The 20,960-nt window shown below is 71.2% G+C and carries 11 protein-coding genes and 1 tRNA gene; all 12 read right to left on the reverse strand.

Annotation, left to right across the window (positions count from 1 at the left end):
• Positions 1-581 precede the first annotated feature (581 nt).
• A tRNA-Thr gene (locus OG504_RS24750) sits at positions 582-655 on the reverse strand.
• A 117-nt stretch (positions 656-772) separates the two neighbouring features.
• A complete protein-coding gene (locus tag OG504_RS24755; RefSeq protein ID WP_405991775.1) occupies positions 773-2,419 on the reverse strand; it encodes an alpha/beta hydrolase in 1,647 nt (548 codons plus the stop codon).
• Between the two features lie 148 nt (positions 2,420-2,567).
• A complete protein-coding gene (locus OG504_RS24760) occupies positions 2,568-3,773 on the reverse strand; it encodes a DNA polymerase III subunit delta' (RefSeq protein WP_405991776.1) in 1,206 nt (401 codons plus the stop codon).
• 188 nt (positions 3,774-3,961) lie between these two features.
• Positions 3,962-7,249 carry a dTMP kinase gene (gene tmk / locus OG504_RS24765; protein WP_405991777.1) on the reverse strand — a complete coding sequence of 1,096 codons (3,288 nt, stop codon included), beginning with the start codon at positions 7,247-7,249 and terminating at the stop codon, positions 3,962-3,964.
• Between the two features lie 122 nt (positions 7,250-7,371).
• Positions 7,372-10,212 carry a type I DNA topoisomerase gene (gene topA, locus OG504_RS24770; protein WP_405991778.1) on the reverse strand — a complete coding sequence of 947 codons (2,841 nt, stop codon included), beginning with the start codon at positions 10,210-10,212 and terminating at the stop codon, positions 7,372-7,374.
• 420 nt (positions 10,213-10,632) lie between these two features.
• Entirely contained in the window at positions 10,633-10,830 is a 198-nt protein-coding gene (locus OG504_RS24775) for a hypothetical protein (protein WP_266769886.1), read from the reverse strand.
• Between the two features lie 95 nt (positions 10,831-10,925).
• The gene (locus OG504_RS24780; RefSeq protein WP_405991779.1) at positions 10,926-14,270 is read right to left on the reverse strand and encodes a protein kinase domain-containing protein; all 3,345 of its coding nucleotides are present in this window, start codon (positions 14,268-14,270) and stop codon (positions 10,926-10,928) included.
• A 549-nt stretch (positions 14,271-14,819) separates the two neighbouring features.
• On the reverse strand, positions 14,820-16,340 hold the full coding sequence (locus tag OG504_RS24785) for a methyltransferase (RefSeq protein ID WP_405991780.1): 1,521 nt from the start codon (positions 16,338-16,340) through the stop codon (positions 14,820-14,822).
• A gap of 139 nt (positions 16,341-16,479) precedes the next feature.
• Positions 16,480-17,076, reverse strand: coding sequence for a small secreted protein (locus OG504_RS24790; protein ID WP_405991781.1), 597 nt, complete (start codon positions 17,074-17,076; stop codon positions 16,480-16,482).
• 218 nt (positions 17,077-17,294) lie between these two features.
• A complete protein-coding gene (locus OG504_RS24795; protein ID WP_405991782.1) occupies positions 17,295-19,703 on the reverse strand; it encodes a sodium-translocating pyrophosphatase in 2,409 nt (802 codons plus the stop codon).
• A 309-nt stretch (positions 19,704-20,012) separates the two neighbouring features.
• A complete protein-coding gene (locus OG504_RS24800) occupies positions 20,013-20,450 on the reverse strand; it encodes an ATP-binding protein (RefSeq protein WP_033286332.1) in 438 nt (145 codons plus the stop codon).
• Between the two features lie 118 nt (positions 20,451-20,568).
• On the reverse strand, positions 20,569-20,910 hold the full coding sequence (gene bldG, locus OG504_RS24805; protein WP_003975386.1) for an anti-sigma factor antagonist BldG: 342 nt from the start codon (positions 20,908-20,910) through the stop codon (positions 20,569-20,571).
• Between the last annotated feature and the right edge of the window lie 50 nt (positions 20,911-20,960).

Raw genomic sequence — 20,960 nt, forward strand, 5'->3', positions numbered from 1 at the left:
AGGTCATGCTGCAGCGCCTGAAAGAGACCGGACCGCTCAAGCCCGGCGGGCGGCAGTGCACTGGCGACCGACCTAGCACACTGCTGCGGGGCAAGTCCGGGGAGACGATCACGTGCAACGAGGGCGGCTCGCGGCGTCGTTGAATCCGGCGTCCTCATCGACAGCCCGAACCTCACTGAGACTGATGAGCGCCGACTGCTGCAGGCACAGGAGTCGCTCCACGAGCGGGTTGGCAATCCTGCCGGCACGCGGAGCGCGTTGATCGTGGGATTGCCTGGATGGCACAACCCTGCGGCCCCGAGCGCGCCTGTGACCACATGGCGGATCTGGACCCGTTTGCACGATCGCTGCACAATTGGCCACCGTCTGGCCACCACACCGAACCCGACAGGCCCGAGCCGACCGGAAACGAAGAACAAAAGACCTGGTCAAAGCCCTGCGAGTCGAAACGGCCACTGCCGGTCGACCCCAGACCTACGCATTGCGATGTGTAGACCACGGGTGCCCGTTTAGCCCGAATTCCAAGGTCAACCAAAACAAGAAACCCCAGGTCACGGCGAGTGAGTCCTGGGGTCCCTCAGAGCCGCCTTCGGGATTCGAACCCGAGACCTACGCATTACGAGTGCGTTGCTCTGGCCATCTGAGCTAAGGCGGCGCGCTGTCCACACCATGGTGCGATCAGCAACGTCGGAAAGTCTACACAGTTTCCGGGGGTGCTCCGTACACCCCCCGGAAGCACCCCCGGAGGTACCCCGCCCGCACCCCACCAACGCTACGAGCAGCGCTTCCCCTCCCCCGGCACCGTCCCCCGCAGCACATACGCATCGATCGCCGAGTCGATGCACGCACTGCCCCGCCCATACGCGGTGTGCCCGTCCCCCACATACGTCAGCAGCCGTCCCGAAGAGAGCTGGTGGGCCAGGGACTGGGCCCACGGATACGGCGTCGCCGGGTCCCGCGTCGTGCCGACGACCACGATCGGGGCGGCGCCCTTCGCCTCGATGCGGTGGGGTTCGCCCGTGGCCTTGACCGGCCAGTACGCGCAGTTCAGGGAGGCCCAGGCGAGGCCGTCGCCGAAGACCGGGGACGCCTTCTCGAAGGCGGGGAGGGCCTTCTCGACCTGGTCGGTGGTCGAGAACGCGGCCGGGAGATCGAGGCAGTTCACGGCGGCGTTGGCGAACATCAGGTTCGAGTAGCGGCCGTCGGCGTCACGCTCGTAGTAGCTGTCGGAGAGGACGAGCAGCCCGGCGCCGTCGTTCTCCTTCATCGCCGACGTGAGCGCCTCGCGCAACTGCGGCCAGGCCGCCTCGTCGTACATCGCCGCGATCACGCCGGTGGTCGCGAGCGCCTCGCCGAGTTTGCGGCCGTCCGCGTCGCCGGTGGGGATCGGGTGCGCGTCGAGCTTCTTGAAGAACGCCTTCAGGTTGTCGCCGACCTTGGCGGGCTTCGTGCCCTTGCCGCCGAGCGGGCAGTCGGTCTGCCGTACGCAGTCCTTCGCGAAGGACTGGAACGCCGTCTCGAAGCCCGCCGTCTGGTCGAGGTTCATCCGGCGCGCGGGCAGGGACGGGTCCATCGCGCCGTCCAGGACCACGCGGCCGACCCGGTCGGGGAAGAGGCCCGCGTACGTCGCCCCGAGGAACGTGCCGTACGACGCCCCGACGTACGTCAGTTTCCGGTCCCCCAGCACCGCCCGCAGGATGTCCATGTCCCGCGCCGCCTCGATCGTCGAGACATGGCGGAGCAGGTCGGGCGAGTGTGCGCCGCAGCCCTCCGCGAACTTCTTGTACTCGCCCACGAGTTGGGTGGTCTCGCGCTGGTCGTCGGGGGTCGTGTCGGTCTGCGTGAACGTGTCCATGGCCCGCCCGCCGAGGCACTCGACGGGCTCGCTGCGGGCGACGCCCCGGGGGTCCATCGCGACCATGTCGTAGCGGGCGCGGACCTCGGCCGGGTAGCCGATCCCGGCGTACTGCTGGAGGTAGCCGACCGCCGAACCGCCCGGCCCGCCCGGGTTCACCATCAGCGACCCGAGCGGCTTGCCCTTGCCGGTGGCCTTCTTGCGGGCGACCGCGAGCCGGACGTCTTCCCCGGTGGGCTTGGCGTAGTCCAGCGGCGCCTTCATCGTGGCGCACTCGAAACCGGGGACACCGCACGTGTGCCAACTGAGCTTCTGCCCGTAGTACGACGCCAGGGTGGACGGCGTCGACCGCGGCAGCGCGGCCAACGCGACGTCCGCGGCCGGGCTCGTCGCGGTCGTCGAACTCCCCGGGGAACACGCGGCGGACACGAGCAGCGCGGCTACGGCGAGCAGCGTGCCGCCGGTCCGTCGGGTGCGGAGGCTTCCATGGCTTCGACGGTCCTGGCTGGGCTGACTCGGCTGGCTGCGCTCGCTGGGCCGGCGGAGGGGGCGCCTGATGTACATCGACCGAGCGTAACGCTGCGCGATCACGTGAATGCTTTACGTGCGCGATCTGCCCCGGACGAGTTACACCGTCAACCTCACGACTTACACCGTCAACCTCACGACCGAAAGATCAGCCCGCCGCTCAGGCCGCGGTCCGGCCCGCCCCTCACCCCGCTCTGAGCGCCAACGTCATCGCCTCCACCGCGAGCAGTGGCGCCACGTTCCGGTCGAGCGCCACACGGCACGCCCCGATCGCCTCGATGCGGCGCAGCGTGGACTCCGGGGACCCGGCGCGCGCGAGCCGCTCCAGCGCGTCCTCGGCGTCCGCGTTGGCGATCGCCACCCGGGAACCCAGCTGGAGGGCGAGTACATCCCGGTAGAACGCGGTGAGGTCGGTCAGCGCGAGGTCGAGACTGTCGCGCTGCGTACGCGTTCGCCGGCGCTTCTGCTTGTCCTCCAGGTCCTTCATCACCCCGGCGGTGCCGCGCGGCATCCGGCTGCCCTGGCCGCCGCCCATCGCGGCCTTCATCTCCTCGGTCTCCTTGTCGTCCACCTCCTCGGCCAGCTGCTTCGCGTCCTCGGCCGCCGCGTCCACCAGCTCCTGAGCGGCCTTGAGACACCCGCCGACGTCCTCGACACGCAACGGCAGCTTCAGTACGGCGGTGCGGCGCTCGCGCGCGGCCGGGTCGGTGGCCAGGCGGCGGGCCCGGTCGACATGGCCCTGCGTGGCGCGCGCGGCGGCCATCGCCACGGCGGGCTCGACGCCCTCCCGCCGTACGAGCAGGTCGGCGACGGCGTCGACCGAGGGCGTGGTCAGGTTCAGGTGGCGGCAGCGGGAGCGGATCGTGGGGAGGACGTCCTCGATGGAGGGAGCGCAGAGGAGCCACACCGTGCGGGGGGCGGGTTCTTCCACTGCCTTGAGGACGGCGTTGGCCGACTTCTCGTTCAGCCGCTCGGCGTCCTCGACGAGGATGATCTGCCAGCGGCCGGTCGCCGGCGAGGTGAAGGACTTGCGGACCGTGTCCCGCATGTCGTCGGCGAGGATCTGCGTGCCCACCGCGGCGACCGTGGTGACGTCGGCGTGGGTGCCGATCAGCGCCGTATGACAGCCGTCGCAGAAGCCGCAGCCGGGGCTGCCGCCGAGCGCACGGTCGGGGCTCACGCACTGCAGGGCGGCGGCGAAGGCCCGCGCCGCCTGGTTGCGTCCCGCGCCGGGCGGCCCCGTGAACAGCCAGGCGTGCGTCATCTTCGACGCCTCCGGCGGCGCCGTGCCGGTGGTCGCTGCGGTGACGAAGGCGTCGGCGTCCCGAGCGGCGGCATCGAGCTGCTCGCTCACCTTCTCCTGGCCCACCAGGTCATCCCACACGGTCATGGGTCACCGGCCCTTTCGTCACGCTTCGGGTTACGCGATCCATTGTGCGGGCCGCCACTGACAACGGGGGCCGGGAGCTGGTTCGGGGCCGCGATCCGGGGGCGGGCGCTGGGTTGGAGGCGGGCACGCGAGGTATGGGGATCCGCCCCGCTGTCAGCCCCTGCGTCCCCGCCCAGCCCCCGTCGCCGTCAGCCCCTGCGCCCCCGGCCACGACCCCGTCCACGCCCGGTGTCGTCGTCATGGCCGAAGTCGCCGTCCTCGCGCGGGCCGAGCAGTTCGTCGGCCAGCGAGGGCAGGTCGTCCAGGGGAGTCTCCTCGGCCCAGTCGGGGCGCGGTCGGCGCCGGGGGGCACCCTGCTCGTCGACCTGGGGCAGCTCGCGGGTGCGGTCCTCGCCGTCGCCCTGCCCGGCCGGACGCTCGTCCCGGAAGAAGCCCGCGGGCACCCGGTCCGACGGCCCCTGGTCGCGCACCGGCGGCAGCACCGCGGTCTCCTCCGCGGCACCGACCGGCGGCAGCACGGCAGTCTCCTCGGCAGCCGACACCGGGGGCAGTACGGCGGTCTCGTCCGCGGCCCCCACAGGAGCCGGCGGTTGCGGCAGCTCGGCCGTCCTCTCGGAGTCGCGCACCTCGGAACCGGACGCCTCTGAGTCCCCGGACACCGACCGCAGTACGGCCGTCTCGTCCCCGGAACCGGAACCGGACTTCACCGGCCGCAGCACAGCCGTGTCCTCCGCCGACCGGCCACGCGCACCGGCACCTGCGCCCGAACCCGGCTTCACCACCGGCGTCGGCACAGTCGACGCCTCGGGCCTGGCCTCCGGAGCTGCGGGAGTCACAGGGGCCGTCGGCTGTCGAGCGGCCCGTTCCGCCGCGGCCGCAGCCTCCGCCGCCAGGCGGCGGGCCTCCTCGGCCGCGAGCAGGGCGGCCTCGGCCTTGCGCTGCTTCTCCAGCCGCCGTGCCTCCGCCTCGGCGCGCAGCCGGGCCTCGTCCTCGGCCTGCCGGCGCAACCGGTCGGCCTCCGCCCTGCGGCGGGCCTCCTCGGCGGCGCGGGCCTCTTCCTCGGCGAGGAGGCGGGCCTTCTCCTCCTCGGCACGCCTGCGTGCGTCCTCGGCGCGTTGCCGGGCCTCTTCCGCCTGGCGCTCGGCCTCGCGGCGCTGGGCCTCCTCCAGCTCGCGCCGCTTGCGCTCCTCCTCCTCGGCGCGCAGCTGGGCGAGCTGCTCCTGGCGCTCACGCTCCAGGCGCTCCTCCTCGGCCTTGCGCGCGGCCTCTTCCTCGGCCTTGCGGCGGGCCTCCTCCTCGGCTGCCTTGCGCGCTTCCTCCTGGGCCTTGATCTCGGCCTCGGAGAGCGGCAGGACGGTGTCGAGACGGTGCCTGATCACCGTGGTGACGGCCTCGGGCTCCTGGCCCGCGTCGACCACCAGGTAGCGGCTCGGGTCGGCGGCGGCCAGCGTGAGAAAACCGGACCGTACGCGCGCGTGGAACTCGGCGGGCTCCGACTCCAGTCGGTCCGGCGCCTCCGTGAACCGCTCGCGGGCGGTCTCCGGGTCCACGTCCAGCAGGACGGTCATGTGCGGGACGAGTCCGGCGGTCGCCCAGCGGTTGATCCGGGCGATCTCGGTCGGGGACAGGTCACGGCCCGCGCCCTGGTAGGCGACGGAGGAGTCGATGTAGCGGTCGGAGACGACGACCGCGCCGCGCTCCAGAGCCGGTCGTACGACGGTGTCGACGTGCTCCGCGCGGTCGGCGGCGTAGAGCAGCGCCTCCGCGCGGTGGGACAGTCCCGCCGACGACACGTCGAGCAGGATCGACCGCAGCCGCTTGCCGACCGGGGTCGCGCCGGGCTCGCGGGTCAGCACGACTTCGTGTCCCTTGCCCCTGATCCACTCGGCGAGGGCCTCGGCCTGGGTGGACTTCCCAGCGCCGTCGCCGCCTTCCAGGGCGATGAAGAAACCGGTGCTCGCGGGCACGGTGTCGGGGTCGTCGCCGCCGAGCAGCGCGTCCCGCAGATCGTGCCGCAGCGGCACTCCCGCGCGGTCGTCGACCTTGGCAAGGACCAGCGCGGCGACCGGCAGCAGCAGGGCGCCGACCAGCATCAGCGTGAACGCGGCACCGCCGTGCGCGAACACGAACTTGCCGTTCTCCAGGCGGTGCGGGCCGATCAGCGCCGCCACCAGGGGGGCGATCAGCGCGCCGAGCGCCACCGCGACCCGGACGACCGCGTGCAGGTGCTCGGTCGTACGCGCCCGGCGGTAGTCCTCGGCCTCCTGGTCGAGCAGGGTGTGCCCGGTGTTGGCGGCCACGCCCGCGCCGATGCCGGCGAGCGCGACAATCAGCAGCACGGTGGTGAGGTCCGGGACCAGGCCCGCGGCGAGCAGCGCGATGCCGGTGAAGGCGATCGCCAGGGTCAGCAGGCGGCGCCGCGACAGCGTCGGCAGCAGCGCGGGCGCCGTACGGATGCCGACCACGACCCCGCCGGTCAGTCCGAGGACCAGCAGCCCGAAGGTCACCGGGCCGCCGTGCAGATCCTGGGCCTGCAGCACGGACACGGCGACGGCGGCGGAGATCGCCCCGGCGACGGCCGCGCAGGCGACCACGAGCAGCGCGATCGCGCCCGTACGGCCCTTGTCGACGCCGGTGCCCGTCCTGGGGCGGCGCAGCCCCTCGAGCGGCGACCGCGCGCGCGGGGTGCGGATTCCGGGCAGTTCCAGGGCGGTCAGCACGGAGAGGGACGCGGCGAACAGCCCGGCGGCGACGTACGAACCGAGCGCGGCGTGGTGCTGGTCGAACCAGGCGACGCCCGTGCCCAGCAGGTTGTTGAGCAGAGCCGCTACGACGAGGGCGGCGGCCGCGAGGGGGATCGCCACGAAGCTGGTGCGCAGCGACAGCCGGCGCAGCGCGTCCATGTGGTCGGGCAGCGGCCGGACCGTGGCGCCCTCCAGCGGCGGGGCGGGCAGCAGGGCGGGTCCGGCGCTCTCGCGGCACACCGTCCAGAAGCGCTCGGCGACCCCGGTGACGAAGGCGGTCACCAGGAGCACGGCCAGCGCGTTGTCCGGAGTCCAGTCGATCCACAGGGGGGCCACGATCAGCAGCGCGGCCCGCAGACCGTCCGCGCCCACCATGGTCCAGCGCCGGTCGAGCGGCCCTTCCTGGGAGGTGAGCGAAGTGAGCGGGCCGAGCAGCACCGCCCCGAAGAGCAGCGTCGCCAGGATGCGTGCCCCGAAGACGGTCGCCACCGCGAACGCCACACCCCGGTAACCACCGCCGAACGAGCCCTGGGCGATGGCCGCCTGGAAGGCGAGCACGACCAGGACCAGCAGGGCGAGGGTGTCACCGACACCCGTCACGAGCTGTGCGCTCCACAACCGCTTGAGCTGCGGCTGGCGCAGCAGGGCGCGGACGGCACGCTCGCGGGAGTCCGCGACAAGGGCGTCGTCGGGGGCCGGCTGGTGGGCCGTTGGCTGCTCGGCTGGCGTCATGCTTTCAGCCTATCGGCAGCCACCGACAACAAGCCGCGCCCGCCCGGACCTGCGCACGCCCCGACACCAAAGTGATGCCGGGGCGTTCGTTTCGCGACCCTGTGGTGCAGGAAGCGTGCGGGTCAGTCCTCGGACGTCACCTTGGAGGTGGCCGTCTTCTTGGCCGTCGCGGTCTTGGCGGCGGTGGTCGTCTTCTTGGCGGCCGTCGTCGTCTTCTTCGCCACGGTCTTCTTGGCCGTCGTCGTCTTCTTGGCGGGCGCCTTCTTGGCCGCCGTCTTCTTCGCCGGGGCCTTCTTCGCCGTCTTCTTGGCGGGCGACTTGGCCCGCTTCTCGGCGAGCAGCTCGTAGCCGCGCTCCGGGGTGATCTCCTCGACGCTGTCGCCGGAGCGCAGGGTCGCGTTGGTCTCGCCGTCGGTGACGTACGGGCCGAAGCGGCCGTCCTTGACGACGACGGGCTTCTCGCTGACCGGGTCGGTGCCCAGTTCCTTCAGCGGCGGCTTGGCGGCGGCCCGGCCGCGCTGCTTGGGCTGGGAGTAGATCTCCAGCGCCTCTTCGAGGGTGATCGTGAAGAGCTGGTCCTCGGCCGTCAGCGAGCGGGAGTCCGTGCCCTTCTTCAGGTACGGCCCGTAGCGCCCGTTCTGCGCGGTGATCTCCACGCCCTCGGCGTCCTTGCCGACGACGCGCGGCAGCGACATCAGCTTGAGGGCGTCGGCGAGCGTCACCGTGTCGAGGGTCATCGACTTGAACAGCGAGGCCGTACGCGGCTTGACGGCGTTCTTGCCGGTCTTCGGAGTGCCCTCGGGGAGCACCTCGGTGACGTACGGGCCGTAGCGGCCGTCGCGGGCGATGATCTGGTGGCCCGACTCGGGGTCGGCGCCCAGCTCGAAGTCGCCGCTCGGCTTGGCGAGCAGTTCCTCCGCGTGCTCGACGCTGAGCTCGTCCGGCGCCAGGTCCTCGGGAACGTCGGCGCGCTGGTGGTTCTCGGAGTCCTTCTCGCCGCGCTCCACGTAGGGGCCGTAGCGGCCGACGCGCAGCATGATGTCGTTGCCGACCGGGAAGGACGAGACCTCGCGGGCGTCGATCGCGCCCAGGTCGGTGACGAGCTCCTTGAGGCCGCCCAGGTGGTCGCCGTCGCCGTTGCCGGCCTCGGCGGCGCCCGTCGCCTCGCCCTCACCGAAGTAGAAGCGCCGCAGCCACGGCACGGCCTGCGCCTCGCCGCTGGCGATGCGGTCGAGGTCGTCCTCCATCTTGGCGGTGAAGCTGTAGTCGACGAGCCGACCGAAGTGCTTCTCCAGGAGGTTGACGACGGCGAAGGACAGGAAGGACGGCACCAGGGCCGTGCCCTTCTTGAAGACGTAGCCGCGGTCGAGGATCGTGCCGATGATCGACGCGTACGTCGACGGGCGGCCGATCTCGCGCTCTTCGAGCTCCTTGACGAGGCTGGCCTCGGTGTAGCGGGCCGGGGGCTTGGTGGCGTGCCCGTCGACCGTGATCTCCTCGGCGCTGAGCGCGTCGCCCTCGGCGACCTGCGGCAGCCTGCGCTCGCGGTCGTCCAGCTCGGCGTTCGGGTCGTCGGCGCCCTCTACGTAGGCCTTCAAAAACCCGTGGAAGGTGATCGTCTTCCCGGAGGCGCTGAACTCGACGTCCCGGCCGTCGGACGAGGTGCCCGCGATCTTCACGGTGACGGAGTTGCCGACCGCGTCCTTCATCTGGGACGCGACGGTGCGCTTCCAGATCAGCTCGTAGAGCCTGAACTGGTCGCCGGTCAGGCCGGTCTCGGCGGGCGTGCGGAAACGATCACCCGAGGGGCGGATCGCCTCGTGCGCCTCCTGGGCGTTCTTGACCTTCCCGGCGTACACGCGCGGCTGGGCCGGCAGGTAGTCGGCGCCGTACAGCTGCGTCACCTGGGCGCGGGCGGCGGTGACGGCCGTCTCGCTCAGGGTCGTGGAGTCCGTACGCATGTAGGTGATGTAGCCGTTCTCGTACAGCTTCTGCGCGACCTGCATCGTGGCCTTCGCGCCGAAGCCGAGCTTGCGGCTGGCCTCCTGCTGGAGCGTCGTCGTACGGAACGGGGCGTACGGCGAACGTCGGTACGGCTTCGACTCGACGGACCGGACGGCGAACCGCGTGTCCTCCAGGGCGGCGGCCAGCGCGCGGGCGTTGGCCTCGTCCAGGTGGAGGGTGTTCGCGCTCTTGATCTGGCCCAGGGAGTCGAAGTCGCGGCCCTGGGCGACGCGCTTGCCGTCGACGGCCTGGAGGCGGGCGACGAGGGTCGACGGGTCGCTAGCGTCCCCGGCCCGGCCGGTGCCGAAGGTGCCGGTCAGATCCCAGTACTCGGCGGAACGGAACGCGATGCGCTCGCGCTCCCGCTCGACGACGAGCCGGGTCGCGACGGACTGGACACGGCCGGCCGACAGGCGCGGCATGACCTTCTTCCAGAGGACCGGCGAGACCTCGTAGCCGTAGAGGCGGTCGAGGATGCGGCGGGTCTCCTGGGCGTCGACCAGGGGCTGGTTCAGGTCGCGCGGGTTGGCGACGGCGGCGCGGATCGCGTCCTTGGTGATCTCGTGGAACACCATGCGCTTGACCGGGACCTTGGGCTTCAGGACCTCCAGGAGGTGCCACGCGATGGCCTCGCCCTCGCGGTCCTCATCGGTGGCCAGGAAGAGTTCGTCGGAGTCCTTGAGCAAGTCTTTGAGCTTCTTGACCTGGGCCCGCTTGTCGGCGTTGACCACATAGATCGGCTCGAAGTCGTGGTCGACGTCCACACCGAGGCGGCGGACCTCGCCGGTGTACTTCTCGGGCACCTCCGCGGCGCCGTTGGGAAGGTCGCGGATGTGCCCGACGCTCGCCTCGACGACATATCCGGGGCCGAGGTAGCCCTTGATCGTCTTCGCCTTGGCAGGGGACTCGACAATGACGAGTCGGCGGCCGCCGTGTGCGGTCTCGCTGGTCGGGGACAACTTCGCTCTTCTCTCCGGTCGACGCTGGGGCCTCCCCCGGGGCAAACGGCTCCGGGGAGGAGCAGGTGCGTTTCCACGTCGTTAGGTGCGTGCCCTCGGAGTGCCGGTAGGAGGTCCTCGTAGCGGAGCTACCAGGGCCTTCGACCGGTGCGGCGAGAGTGCGTGCCGGGCGGTGCGGGGTCGTACCTGCATCTCCCCGGGGTCGCTTGGTCCCGGGGTCGGGTCATGGTGACGCTGCGGAGTGTGACGGTACATCCCGCCCCCGTGTCAAACGGGAAAAGCCCGCAACGGCCACTCGAACGGTAACCCGACTACCGCCATTCCTGCCGCCCGGAGTCCCCGCCGGCCTTTTCGGAGCCATCCGGAGGATGATCTCCTGGTTGTCCGCCGATCGTCGGCGCCGCGGCTCCGGCGCGCTGCTCAGACGTGCAGGAAGCACCAGGTTCCGAGGAGCAGGGCGGCGACCGCGGCGAGGCTCGCGAGGGTCGCCGATGCGACCGGGTTCACACCCTGGGCGACGGGTTCGCGGTGCCGGACCCTGACCACGGTCCACAGCAGCAGCGCGCCTCCGAACAGGGCGAACACCAACCCCGCGAAGATCGCAGGCCCGCTCTCCATGCGTGTCCCCTCCCGGCCGGATGCCTCGGTCCGGGAGGCTGGCACCCGGAGGCGACGGGCAGGCCAACCCCGGGTGAACTCGCGGCTGACAGCGCTCAGGCGGTCGTCCCGGAGGACGATATCGCCCCGCTCGTCCGGGACCGATCGGCCCGGCCGACGGTGCACACGACCGAGTAGAAACCGGCCTTCCAGTTGCTCTCGTCGGACAGATACCCGAAGACGGAACGGTCCGCACCGGGCGCCCAAGTCGACTCGAACCTGTCGCCGCACAGCTTGTTCCCCTGCCGCAGCGCATCCTCGAACACCATCGTCCTCGGAGCCGTCACGAAACCGATCACCTGGTCGGTGTGCTGATCGGCACAGTCGGTCAGGTTCGCGGTGAAGTAGGTCTTGTGGTCGACGTACAGCCAGCAGTCACCGATGCTCATCTCGGTGGTCCACACGTTCGACCCGGTGCTGCGGAAGCGCCCTATCTCGCCGCCGATCGGCACATGCCGGCCGAGCACGAGGCACGCCGTACCGCCCCCGGCGGCCCGGAAGCCGGCCTCGGTGGGAGTGAGCGCGTAGACCCCCGCATCGGCCAGGGACCCGGCCGTCGCCTTCGTCCTGTCCGCACACCGCTCGGCCCCGTGGTCACGGGCGTCGGCGAAGTCGCGCGCCGTGTCGACCGCCATCACCTGCCCGTCCGGAACGCCGTGCGCACAGCTCACGACCTTCAGACCGGGCCGCGCCACGAACGCCGTCCCGGTCCACACCGCGTGCACACAATCCCCGGTCCGCAACGCCTTCTTGAGCCCGACGTCCTCGCCGTACGGATAGGCGACCCCGGCCGACGACGCGGACGGGGACGCCTTCTTGGTCGCCGCCGCCCCCTTCCCGTCGTCCAGCGAGGTCACGGCCCACACCCCGCCGGCGACCACCATCAGGACGGCCACGACAAGAACGACGACCGCCCCGACCGGCCTCCGACGCGGCCCCCCGTGGCGTGCCCCACCGCCGATCGCCCCCGGGCCACCGGGATACGTCGGCCCCTGACCGCCTGCGTAGGGGGGCGTCGGCGCGCTGCCCTGGTAGGACATCGTGGGGCTGCTCGCATACGGATTCCACTGACCGTACGACCCGCCACCGGGCGAACCGCCCTGCTCCTGCGGGGAGTACGGCGAGGCGGGGCCCGGCGGGGTGGTCGGTGTGTCGGGGGTCGGTGGAGTGCTCGGGGCCCCCGGGATGACGGGGGTGTGCGGAGTGCTCAGGGCCCGCGGGGTGACAGGGGGGTGTGGAGTGTCGGCCGCCTGCGGGGTGCCCCGGGTACTCGGGTTGTACGAGATGCCCGGGGTGCCCCGGCCATGCCGGGCGTCCGGAGTCCCCGGTGTCCCGAAGGCTCCGGGCGTCCCTGGAGTCCGCAGGGCACCCGGAGTCTCCGGCGCCTCCAAGGCCTCCGGTGTCCCCGGAGTTCGCGGGCTGCCCGGAGTGGGCCGACCGGCGGGCGTGGAGCCCCCGAGGGCGGGCGCGGAGCGGTCACCGTACGGCGCCGGGTCCCGGTGGGTGGCCCCGGGCCCTCCCGGCGTCCGCGGGGCGTAGGGACCGCCTACGTAGGGGCCGCCCATGGCATATCCGGGTGGCCCGCCCGGGGCTTGACCCCGAAACCCGCCCGGGTCCTGCCGCGGAGGCCCGCTCGCGACATGGCCGGGCCGGTCACTCCCGATGTGGCCGGGCGATTCGCTCGCGGCATCGCCCGCCGGACTGCTCGCCGCATCGCCGGACGAACCACTCCCCGCGTAACCAGGCGGCCCACTCACGACATCACCGGGCCCGCCCCCGACGTAACCCACCGGACCACTCTCGACCTGGCCGGGCCCACCACCTCCGACGTAGCCCGGCGAATCGCTCACCGCATCGCCGGACGAACCACTCCCCGCGTAGCCAGGCGGCCCACTCGCGACATCACCGGGCCCGCCCCCTACGTAACCCACCGGACCACTCTCGACCTGGCCGGGCCCACCACCTCCGACGTAGCCCGCCGGATCGCTCACCGCATCGCCGGACGAGCCACTTTCCGCGTAGCCGGGGTGATCACTCCCGGCCTGGCCAGGCGAACCACTCCCGACACAGCCCGCCGGACCACTCGCGACCTGGCCGGGCGCACCATCGGTAACAGGCCCCGCCGGCTGATCAGCCGAGGGCCGGCCGCCCTGTGCCAAGCCGAAACCGTCGGGTGCCGGCACGAAGTCATCCGGTGCCGGGCCAAGACCGCCCTGCACCGGTCCGAACCCATCCGCTGCCGGGGCAGCACCGCCCAGCACCGGTCCGAACCCATCCGGCGGCGGACCATCACCACCCCGCCTCACCGGACCAAAACCATCCGCTGCCGGGCCACCACCACCCGGGGCCGGCGCGAACCCCTCCGGCGGCGGGCCGAACCCCTCCGGCATCCGGCGGAACCCGTCCGGCATCGGGCCGAACTCATCCGCCCTCCGCCCGAGCCCGCCCACACCCGCCCCTCGACCAACCTCGTCCCCGTCCGCCCCTCGACCGCCCCCATCCGGCGTCGACAGCCTCCCCGGCGCCGCGCCGACCCGCCGCCCCACCCGCTCCAACCCCCGCGCCGCAGTCTCCGGATCCGACCTCAACGCCGGGTCCTTGACCAGTAACCCCCGGAGCACGGGCGCCAGTTCGCCCGCGCGGACGGCCGGTGTCGGCTCCTCGCCCAGCAGAGCCGTGAGCGTGGCGAAGTCGCCGTGGCGGTCGAAGGGGCCGTGGCCCTCGACCGCGGCGTACAGCGTGGCGCCCAGGGAGAACAGGTCCGCGGCCGGGGTGGGCGATTCGCCGCGGGCCCGCTCCGGGGCGAGGTAACCGGGCGTGCCCGAGATGCCGGCGTTAGCCATGACGCGGGGTTCGTGGGAGTCGGGCTGGAGGACGATGCCGTAGCCAGTGAGCAGCACACGCGCGTACGGGTCGCCCGAAGCGTCCGGCGCCAGAAGGATGTTGGCCGGTTTCACATCCCGGTGCAGGATGCCGATGCGGTGCCCGGCGGTGAGCGCGTCGAGGACGGCGAGCCCGATGCGGGCCACCCGGGCGGGCGGCAGCGGGCCCGAACGCCGTAGGACCGCCTGGAGGTCGACGCCGTCCGGGATGTACTGCATGACGATCCAGGGCAGCCCCTCGTACATCACCACGTCGTGCACGGTCACCACATGCGGATGGCCGCGCAACCGGGCCACGTGCCACGCCTCGACGCGCGCCCGCGCGACGCGCTGCGCGCGCTCCCCGCCATCCCCTAACACATCCGGCAGCGAGATCTCCTTGACCGCGACCTCGCAGCCCAACTCCTCGTCGTACGCGAGCCATACGCGCCCCGTGCCGCCCGCGCCGAGCATGCGCAGCAGCCGGTAGCGCCCGTTGACGACGCTGCCCTCGCCCTGTTCCGGCGTATCCCCGGCCATCACGCCTCCCCCGAGACGGCGCGCCTCCCCCGAGGACGCGTGGAACCTGTCTCTGAAAGTAGCCTCGCACCCGCCACTGACAAGAGGGCTTTTCCGTACCGATCAGAACGATCTCGCCGGATACGGACACACGCGGCTCAGCGGTGCGGGGAGGCCTCAGGCGTGACAGGGGCGGCGAGGGGCTGGGGCGCCGTACGGCAGGGCGGTTGGTGGATACGGCGGGCACTCGGCGGCGCGATGGTCGGTCCGGCCGTAGGAAACGGCCGACGGCGCGAGGGACCGGCGGCCGAGTCGCGGTCGGCCGCCGCGCGCAGCCGGTCGGCAGAAGTGGGCGCCGACCGCGAGCAACCGCCCGACCAAGGCCAACCCCCGCCCGAGTACAACCGCCCGACTGGGACCAACTCCCGCCCGGGAGCGGCCAGTCGGCCGAGGGCTACAGGCCCGCTCCGGCCGCGGGAAACGGCCAGCCACCCGCAACCGCCCACCACCCTGAGCCAGTCAGCCGTCCGCAACCGATCGTCACCCGCGCCGATCAGCCGCCGGAACCCGTCACCCCACCGGCTCCAAGAACCCCTGCTCCACCAGCAACCGGATCTGCGCCGGTGTCCGGTCGCGGAGCAGGACCGGGTCCTCGCCCACGAGTTGGGCGATGGCGTCCAGGATGCGGCCCGCGCTCAGCGTGCCGTCGCAGACGCCGGCGAAGCCCGCGCCGACCGTGTCGACCTTGGTCGCCCGGCGCATGCCGCGGTGCTGGCGGAGCACGACGTGCTCGGGGTCCTCGGCGCCGGGCAGCCCGACCTGTTCCTGGATGATCTCGGGGGCGAGCCTGAAGTGGGCGGCGAGCAGGGCCGCGTCGTCGTGGGCGCGCAGATAGTCGACGCGGTCGAAGTGCTCCCGCACGGTGTCGCCGAGCGGCTGCTCGACCGGGTGCGGCCACTCCTCGACGGTGATCGAGGGCGCGTCGGAGCCCGTCCTGCGCAGCGTGATCCAGCCGAAGCCCACGGCCTTGACCTTGCGCGCCTCGAACTCGTCGAGCCACGCGTCGTAGAGCGCCTCGTACGCGACCGTGTCCCCCTGGTGGTCGCCCGCGTCCCTCAGCCACAACTCGGCGTACTGCGTGACGTCCTGGACCTCGCGCTGCACGATCCAGGCGTCGCACCCGCGCGGCACCCAGGAGCGCAGCCTGTCCTGCCAGTCCTCCCCCTCCACGTGCTGCCAGTTGGCGAGGAACTGTGCGAATCCGCCCTCACGCAGGCGATCGCCCGCCTGCTGAACGAGCGACCGGCACAGATCGTCCCCGCCCATCCCGCCGTCGCGGTAGGTCAGCCGGGCGCCCGGCGAGATCACGAACGGCGGGTTGGACACGATGAGTTCGTACGTCTCGTCGTCACGGACCGGCTCGAAGAGCGAGCCCTCGCGGAGGTCGGCGGTCGGCGCTCCGGACAGCGCGAGAGTGAGCGCGGTGATGTGCAGGGCACGGGGGTTGAGGTCGGTGGCCGTCACGCGCGTGGCGTGCCGGGCCGCGTGCAGCGCCTGGATGCCGGACCCGGTGCCGAGGTCGAGCGCGGCGGAGACCGGCGTCCGTACGGTGATCCCCGCGAGCGTGGTGGACGCGCCGCCCACCCCGAGGACGACGCCTTCCTCCCGGCTGCCGATCCCGCCGGCCCCGCCGACCGCGCACCCCAGGTCGGACACGATGAACCAGTCCTCGCCGTCGGGCCCGCCGTACGGCCGTACGTCCACGGTCGCGGCGACCTCGTCGGCGCCCACGGACACCAGCCAGCCGCTGTCGACGCACGCGGCGACGGGCAGGACGTCCGCCACGCGTGCGTGCGGCACGGGCTGCTGGAGCAGGAACAGCCGGACCAGCGTCTCCAGCGGGGTGTCGCCTCTGGTCGCCCGGAGGGCCGGCACGGTCTCGCTGCGGGCCAGTGCCGCGTACGCGGGGGCGCCGAGCAGTTCGAGCAGTCCGTCGGCGGTGAAGGCGGCGCCGAGCAGGGCGTCCCGGAGCCGGGCGGCGACCTCCGGGCGGTCGGATGCGGGCAGGGTGGACAGGGTGGAGTTACTCACACCCTCATTGTGGCCGCTCCCACCGACAACACGCGTGGCACCGACCGACAAGGCCCCCCGCACATGCGAAGGCCCCGGCACGCACGCGTACCGGGGCATCATTCAGCTACTGAAAGATCGCTGCCTACAGGGGATGCCGTCAGGCCGCCGACGACGAAGCCACCGGCGTCGCCGTCTTGCAGGCCTCCTGCTTGGTCATCGCCTTGCCGACATCGCCCTCTTCGAGGGTCTTCAGGGCGTCGTTCCCGCTCGTGCTGAGCTTGTCCAGGGAGGTCGCGATGTCCTTGAGGCCGTCCGCGAACTTCGCCTGGTCCTTGGTGTTGAGAGCGTCCACCTGCGTCTTCAGGGTGGCGTACGACGCGGAGATGTCGTTGAGCTCCTTGACCGCGTCCTGCTGCTTCTTCGCGCCCTTGTCGACGTCCGGCGCCCCGGCGGTGTTCACGGCGGCCCCGATCGCCTTGTAGGCGTCGGACATGTCCTGGAAGGCCTGCGAGTCGGTCTTCTGGACCTCTTCCGGGGTGCTGTTGTCCGAGGTCTCCTTCTGGATCGCCGTGTTGGCGGCCTCGATCTTCTTCGCCTGCGGCTGCACCGCAACGCAGACCTGCTTGGCCCAGGCGTCCAGCTTGGCGTCGCTGTCGTCGCCGCTGCCGCCGCATCCCGACAGCGCCAGTACCAGTACCGCACCGCCGGACAGTGCGGCCGCGAGCTTCTTGTTCACCGGGTTGGTCCCTTCCATGGCTCTCGGCCCCGGAACATACACGGCGGACGGGTCACCCCTCCGGGCCTAAGGTCCGATAGGAGACCTTTTGAAGCTATTTGCACCAAGCGAGAGAAGGCTCACGGCGGAGGTCTGAACACAGAAAGAGCGGGCGGGCGGCGCCCACAACTCGCGCCACCCGCCCGCCCGTTGAGCCGAGCCTCGCAGGACCCTTGAGCCGGGCCCCGTAGGGCCGCCTACGAAACGACCGCCGGATCCGCCGACTTGGCCGTCCGGTCGGCGTCGTCGCCGTCGTCCCCCACGGCGATCCCGCGCCGCTTGGAGATGTACACGGAGACGGCGATCACGAGGAACGCGAGGACCGCGATCGCGATCCGCACGCCGGTGTTCTTGTCGTCGCCGTAGCTGAACTTGATGACCGCGGGCGCGATGAGCAGCGCGACGAGGTTCATCACCTTCAGCAGCGGGTTGATCGCCGGGCCGGCGGTGTCCTTGAAGGGGTCGCCGACCGTGTCGCCGATCACCGTGGCGGCATGGGCCTCGCTGCCCTTACCGCCGTGGTTGCCGTCCTCGACGAGTTTCTTCGCGTTGTCCCAGGCACCGCCCGAGTTCGCGAGGAAGACCGCCATCAGCGTGCCGGTGCCGATCGCGCCCGCCAGGAACGAGCCGAGCGCGCCGACCCCGAGCGTGAATCCGACCGCGATCGGCGTGAGCACGGCGAGCAGACCGGGCGTGGCCAGCTCACGCAGCGCGTCCTTGGTGCAGATGTCGACGACGCGGCCGTACTCCGGTGTCTCGGTGTAGTCCATGATCCCGGGGTGCTCGCGGAACTGCCGCCGCACCTCGTAGACCACGGCCCCGGCGGACCGCGAGACCGCGTTGATCGCCAGCCCCGAGAAGAGGAAGACGACCGCGGCGCCGACGATGAGCCCGACCAGGTTGTTGGGCTGGGAGATGTCCATCATCAGGTTGAGTGGCGCGCCCGGTCCCGAGACCTTCTCGCCGACGTCGTTGGCGGCGGTCAGGATCGCGTCCCGGTACGACCCGAAGAGCGCCGACGCCGCCAGAACGGCGGTGGCGATGGCGATGCCCTTCGTGATGGCCTTGGTGGTGTTGCCCACCGCGTCCAGGTTGGTGAGCACCTGGGCGCCCGCGCCCTCGACGTCGCCGGACATCTCGGCGATGCCCTGCGCGTTGTCGGAGACCGGCCCGAAGGTGTCCATGGCGACGATCACACCGACCGTGGTGAGCAGACCCGTACCGGCCAGCGCCACCGCGAACAGCGCCAGCATGATCGAGGCGCCGCCGAGCAGGAACGCCCCGTAGACCGCGAGACCGATCAACAGGGCGGTGTAGACGGCCGATTCGAGGCCCAGCGAGATCCCGGCGAGGATCACGGTGGCCGGGCCGGTGAGCGAGGTCTTGCCGATGTCCATCACGGGACGGCGGTTCGTCTCCGTGAAGTAGCCGGTCAGCTGCTGGATCAGCGCGGCGAGCACGATGCCGATGGCCACGGCGACGAGCGCGAGGATCCGCGGATCGCCGTCCTTGGCCTTGATCGCCGCGTCGGTGACGCCGTCGAGATCGCCGTACGACGACGGCAGATAGACGAAGACCGCGACCGCCACCAGCACGAGCGAGATCACCGCGGAGATGAAGAACCCCCGGTTGATCGCGGACATGCCGCTGCGGTCGGTCCGGCGTGGCGCCACCGCGAAGATGCCGATCATGGCGGTGATCACACCGATCGCCGGCACGAGCAGCGGGAAGGCGAGCCCGGAGTCGCCGAAGGCTGCCTTGCCGAGGATCAGCGCGGCGACCAGCGTCACGGCGTACGACTCGAAGAGGTCGGCCGCCATGCCCGCGCAGTCGCCGACGTTGTCGCCCACGTTGTCGGCGATGGTCGCGGCGTTGCGCGGGTCGTCCTCCGGGATGCCCTTCTCGACCTTGCCGACCAGGTCGGCGCCGACGTCGGCGGCCTTGGTGAAGATGCCGCCGCCGACACGCATGAACATGGCGATGAGGGCGGCACCGAGGCCGAATCCCTCCAGCACCTTGGGCGCGTCGGCCGCGTACACCAGCACCACGCACGAGGCGCCCAGCAGACCGAGCCCCACCGTGAACATGCCGACGACGCCGCCCGTGCGGAAAGCGATCTTCATTGCTTTGTGCGAGACGGCGGTGAGATCCTTTTCCGGCTCGCCCTCCGCCGGGGTCGCTTCCCGGGCCGCCGCGGCGACACGGACATTACTGCGTACGGCGAGCCACATGCCGATATAGCCGGTGGTCGCCGAGAACACCGCGCCGATCAGGAAGAAGATCGATCGTCCGGCGCGCTGATTCCAGTCGTCCGCGGGAAGCAGCAGAAGCAGGAAGAAAACGATCACGGCGAATACGCCGACCGTGCGCAACTGCCGTCCCAGATAGGCGTTCGCGCCCTCCTGGATCGCCGTCGCGATCTTCTTCATGCTGTCGGTGCCCTCGCCGGCCGCGAGGACCTCGCGGACCAGGATGCCCGCGACCACGAGCGCTGCCAGCGCCACGAGGCCGATCACCATCACGAGGATGCGGTTGTCGTCGGTCAGAACTGCTGCTGCGAAGGTTGTGGGGTGATCAAACTGCTGAGGGGTAGAAAGCCCCGCCATTCGTCCTCCTTGACGCCTGTGCTGAGCTCAAGATGTGGACGGATTGTAGGTACCGGAACCTGATCAAAACAGTGCGCGGCAAACGGAATTGGCCTTCGCATAGTAATGCCTTAAAAGCATTGATGCTTGATCAAATTATCGGGGCGCCGATCAAAGCGATGATCGGGACGTCGATCTGCATTGATCGTGAATTGATTCACGAATTCTTTCGCCCACGGGTACGAACCGGTACGCGGTCGCGGAACTCTTCCGAAAACGCCGAAGGGCCCTGCTCAGCAGGGCCCTTCGGTTGTGGTGTGCGGCGTTTTCTCAGGAAAGCGTCGTGGCCGGCGGGGTCGTCGGCCAGGTCATACGGATCGATCCGCCGTGCTCCCCCGCGGTGACCTCGACGTCGTCGACGAGCCCGCTGATGACAGCGAGGCCCATCTCGTCCTCCTCGGTCTCCGCGTCCGGATCGTCGCCCAGGGACCCGGGCGCCTTGTCGCCGGGAGCCGAACGTGGTGCCTCGTCGCCGACCTCGATGGAGAACTGCTTCTCCTCCTCGATCAGCAGCACCTTCACCGGGGCGGTGATCCCACTGCTCTGATGCAGCCCGACGGCACGGGTACAGGCCTCACCTACGGCGAGTCTGACCTCGTCGAGTACGGCCTCGTCCACTCCGGCCCTGCGCGCCACCGCTGCCGCCACCAGTCGGGCGGTCCTGACGTGCTCGGGCAGCGCGCTGAAGCGGAGTTCAACGGTGGCCATGCATCCCCCTCGGGACTACGGGCGTGCTGTCGGAGGGCCGGGCCGCCGAAAGCCCGGTCCACCGGTCGTCTATACGGCCGATCGGGGAGCGGTCACACGCCGCTCCCGGAACGGTCGGTCAGTCGGTGGCCGCCACCGCTTCCTCGACCGAGGTGTGAATCGGGAACACCTTGGTGAGGCCGGTGATACGGAAGATCTTCAGAATGCGCTCCTGGTTGCAGACCAGGCGCAGCGAGCCCTCGTGGGCACGCACCCGCTTCAGGCCGCCGACCAGCACACCGAGCCCGGTGGAGTCGAGGAAGTCGACTCCCTCCATGTCCACGACGAGGTGGAAACTCCCGTCGTTCACCAGCTCGACCAGCTGTTCGCGCAACTTGGGCGCGGTATATACGTCGATTTCGCCACCGACCTCGACGACCGTACGATCGCCGACGGTACGGGTCGACAGGGACAGGTCCACGGATCCTCCAGCACCTTGCTATCGAGCGGTCATCCCATGGGACACCTCGG

Origin of the sequence: Streptomyces sp. NBC_00986, from assembly GCF_045162565.1 — a bacterium.
Taxonomy (GTDB): Bacteria; Actinomycetota; Actinomycetes; order Streptomycetales; family Streptomycetaceae; genus Streptomyces.